At 66.1% G+C, this 3,852-nt stretch carries 4 protein-coding genes; all 4 read right to left on the minus strand.

Annotated elements, in window-relative coordinates:
* On the minus strand, nt 1-590 hold a 590-nt coding region (locus ACO6D5_RS21055), incomplete at its 3' end, for a Bug family tripartite tricarboxylate transporter substrate binding protein (protein ID WP_485826438.1).
* 103 nt (nt 591-693) lie between these two features.
* Nucleotides 694-1,251 carry a DUF1415 domain-containing protein gene (locus tag ACO6D5_RS21060; protein ID WP_088591187.1) on the minus strand — a complete coding sequence of 186 codons (558 nt, stop codon included), beginning with the start codon at nt 1,249-1,251 and terminating at the stop codon, nt 694-696.
* A gap of 69 nt (nt 1,252-1,320) precedes the next feature.
* Complete coding sequence (locus ACO6D5_RS21065; RefSeq protein ID WP_006225213.1) at nt 1,321-2,793, minus strand: M20 family metallopeptidase; 1,473 nt, start codon at nt 2,791-2,793, stop codon at nt 1,321-1,323.
* A 112-nt stretch (nt 2,794-2,905) separates the two neighbouring features.
* Nucleotides 2,906-3,823, minus strand: coding sequence for a LysR family transcriptional regulator (locus ACO6D5_RS21070; RefSeq protein WP_315846299.1), 918 nt, complete (start codon nt 3,821-3,823; stop codon nt 2,906-2,908).
* Nucleotides 3,824-3,852 lie beyond the last annotated feature (29 nt).

Consider the following 3,852-nt stretch of genomic DNA (forward strand, 5'->3'; position numbering starts at 1 on the left):
GCCATCAGGTCCAGCAGCGCGGGGCCGCTGCCCTTGTAGGGCACGTCCTGGAACTGGGTGCCGGTCTTGGACTGGAAATGCAGCAGCGCCAGGTGGTTGATGACGCCGCGCCCGGCATGGGCGCAGGTGATGTCGCCGGGCTTCTTCTTGGCCAGCGCGATGAATTCCTGCACGTTCTTCACGCCCAGCGCGGGGTGCACGATCAAGAGCATGGGCGACTTGCCCATCGATCCCAGTTGCTTGAAGTCCGACTGCTGGTACGGCAGGTTGTTGTACAGCAAGGGGTTCAGGATCATGCCGTTGGTGCCGGCGAACCCCAGCGTATAGCCATCCGGCTCGGCACGCGCCACGGCCACCGTCGCGATGATGGCCTGGCCGCCCGGGCGGTTTTCGACGACCACGGTCTGCTTCAGCGTCTTGCCCATGCGTTCGGCCAGCGCGCGGGCGGCGATGTCGGTCAGGCCGCCGGGCGCAAAGCCCACCAGCAGCCGCACGGAGCGCGTGGGGAAGGTGCTCTGGGCCCAGACGGGACGGGACATCAGGGGCAGCGCGGCAAGCGCGCCCAGGGCGTGGCGGCGATTCATTCGCATACGGGTCTCCAGCAAGGAAACGGTATGTTGTATGCAATCTGATTCGTCCGCCATTTAGGGATATCCCGGGAAGGTCTCCCCCGCCAGCGGTCAAACCCGGCCGTCAGGCCTTGGTCATCAGCTTCTTCCAGCCTTCCAGGCCCAGCTTGTTCATCGTGTCGATGTTCTTTTCATAGATCTCGGCCGCGTCCGGGAAGGACTCCACCGCGCGGTCGATGCTGTCTTCGCGCAAGAGGTGCAGGATGGGGTACGGCGACCGGTTCGTGTAGTTCTCGATGTCGTCGGGCTGCGTATCGGCAAACTGGAACAGCGGGTGGAAGGTAGCCACCTGCAGCTCGCCCACCAGGCGCATGCGCTTTAGCAAGCGGTCGGACAGCTCTTCGAAATCGTTGAAATCCAGGAAGTCGTCCAGCGCGTCCGGGATGATCAGCAAGGTCGTGTCGATCTTTTCCGGGTCGGTTTCGGCCAGCAGCGCCAGTTCGTCCTGCAGGTCGGTTAGCACGCCCTCGGCGTCGGTGGCGTCGCTGACGGCAAAGCGGATCTGGTCCTTGACCTGGACCGCTTTGGCGAACGGACAGAGGTTCAGGCCGATCACGGCCTTGGTCAGCCAATCGCGGGTTTCGGCAACCACGTTGGCGTAGGCGTCGGAAGTGGAAATCATCGGGTCAGTCCTGAAAAAAGAAAGAGCGCAAGGCCTGGCGGCCCGCGCTCTGTGGGGCGTGCGGGTGCGTCAGGCAGCCGGCATGGCCGCCATGGTTTGGGCGACGGCTGCGGTCAGCTTCTTGCCGTAGGGCACGTGCAGGAATTCATTGGGGCCGTGGGCGTTGGACTTGGGGCCCAACACGCCGCAAACCATGAACTGGGCCTTGGGGAAGCCCTTTTGCAGGATGCTCATCAGCGGGATCGTGCCGCCCTGGCCGATGTAGCCGCAGGGTTGGCCGTAGTACTGCTGGGACGCGGCGTCCAGGGCCTGGGTCAGCCACGGCACGGAGGCCGGGGCATTCCAGCCGGTGGCGGCGCCTTCATTGGCCTTGAAGATGACCTTGGCGTTGTAGGGCGCGTCGGCTTCCAGCAATTCCTTGATTTCTTGCGAGGCGGCCACGGCGTCCACCAGCGGCGGCAGGCGCAGCGACAGCTTGAACGCGGTGCGCGGGCGCAGCACGTTGCCGGCGCTGGACAGCGGCGGCAGGCCTTCGGCGCCGGTCACCGACAGGGTCGGACGCCAGGTGCGGTTCAACAGGGCCTGTTCGGGTTCGGTCGTCATCGGCAGCACGAAGCCGCCTTCCGCGCCGCAGCTCCAGGGGAAACGGCGCCAGACTTCGTCGCCCAGGATGCGCGCGGTGGCGGACACCTGTTCGATGCGTTCGGCGGGGATCTCGCAGTGCAGGCTTTGCGGCAACAGGCGGCCGGTGCCGCTGTCTTCCAGGCGGTCAAGCAGATGGCGCAGGATGCGGAACGACGACGGCACGACGCCGCTGGAGTCGCCCGAGTGCACGCCTTCGTCCAGCACCTGGACTTCCAGCGTGCCCGACACCATGCCGCGCAGCGACGTGGTCATCCAAAGCTGGTCATAGTTGCCGGCGCCCGAATCCAGGCACACCACCAGGGCGACGTTGCCCAGGCGGTCGCGCAGCGCGTCCACATAAGGCAGCAGGTCATAGCTGCCGGATTCTTCACAGGTCTCGACGATGCCCACGCAGCGCGGACGCGGGATGCCCTGCTTGTCCAGCGCCATGATGGCGGTCAGCGAGGCGTACACGGCATAGCCGTCATCCGCGCCGCCGCGGCCATACAGCTTGCCGTCTTCGTACTTGGGGGTCCACGGGCCCAGGCCGGCGCGCCAGCCCGAGAACTCCGGCTGCTTGTCCAGGTGGCCGTACAGCAGCACGGTGTCGCCGTTGTCGCTGCGGGTGGCGGGCGCGTCGAAGAAGATGACGGGCGTGCGGCCCGGCAGACGCACCACTTCCAGTTTCAGGCCCGACACCTTCTGCGCTTCGACCCATTGCGCCGCATCGCGCACCACGCGCTCGATGAACGCGTTCTTTTCCCAGTCGGCGTCGAACGCCGGGCTCTTGGCGGGCACGGCGATGTAGTCGGTCAGCGCGGGGATGATCTCGTTATCCCATTTGTCGTCGACAAATTCCTGGAGGGCCTTGGGGTCCAGGGTGGGCGGCAGTGCGTCTTCGGGGATACGTGCGTTCATGGCGCGGGATCCTGTGTGTGCGGGGAATGGGTAATTTTCTATTTTATGCCTGTGCGGGGCCGGCGGCATCTTTTGTCCCCGTTTGATCTGCAAAGTCGCGAAAACGGTGTCGTCATCGGGCCGCGTAGGCCTCGATCCGGCTCCATACCTGGCGCGCCAGCGGCTTGGCATTGTCCACCGACTGGTACAGGCGGATCTCCATATGGATGTCGTTGCGGGCGCTGTCGGCGCGCACCAGCGTGCCGGCCCGCAGGTCGGCTTCTACCAGGGTATGCGGCAACCAGGCCAGGCCGAAACCCTGGCGCGCCATCGCATGTAAGGCGTCGGCCAGATCGGATTCATACATGGTCTGCAGCAGCGGCACCACGCAAAGCCCGCGCAGGCGGTCATGCAGGATGCGGCCCAGCGACATGCTGTCCGCGTAGGCCAGGAACGGCACGGCCGGGTCCGAAGCCAGCTTGGGCACGGCATGGCGCGGATGGCGTCCGCCCGGGTTGACGGGCGCGCTGACGGCCACCAGCTTGTCGGCGCCGACGCGGCGGCACCGGTAGCCGGGGTTGTCGATCTTCGCGTAGAGCGGCTCGTGCGCGTGGCACAACAGGAAATCCACCTCGCCGTCCGCCAGCATGTCCACGCCGTAGTTCAGCGTGGTGGTGATGACTTTCAGCTGGAACGCGGGCATGCCCTGCTGCACGCTGGCCATCACGCCCGGCAGCACGGAATGCGCCAGCGTCTTGCCCGAGGCGATGGTGATCTTGCGGTTGCGCTCCTGCTCCGGCTTCTGCAGCGCCTGGCGCGTGTCGCGCAGGATGTCCAGCACGTCGATGGCGGCAGCCAGCATGCTGCGCCCCGCGGGGTTCAGGGTGGTGGCCTGATGGCCGCGTTCCACCAGCGGCACGCCCGCCCACTCCTCCAGCGCCTTGATGCGTCGCCCGAACGCCGGATGCGTCACGCTGCGCGCCTCGGCCGCCTGGAACATGTTGCGCGACTTCGATAGGGCGACGAAGTCTTCCAGCCATTTAGTGTCCATATGACTCTCCGTGCGGCGTTCGTGGGGGC

The organism is Achromobacter sp., assembly GCF_057314935.1.

Bases quoted from the DNA above. Each gene is read 5' to 3' on its own strand.
- ACO6D5_RS21065 (WP_006225213.1), bottom strand. From the start codon at position 2,793: ATGAACGCACGTATCCCCGAAGACGCACTGCCGCCCACCCTGGACCCC.
- ACO6D5_RS21070 (WP_315846299.1), bottom strand. From the start codon at position 3,823: ATGGACACTAAATGGCTGGAAGACTTCGTCGCCCTATCGAAGTCGCGC.
- ACO6D5_RS21060 (WP_088591187.1), bottom strand. From the start codon at position 1,251: ATGATTTCCACTTCCGACGCCTACGCCAACGTGGTTGCCGAAACCCGC.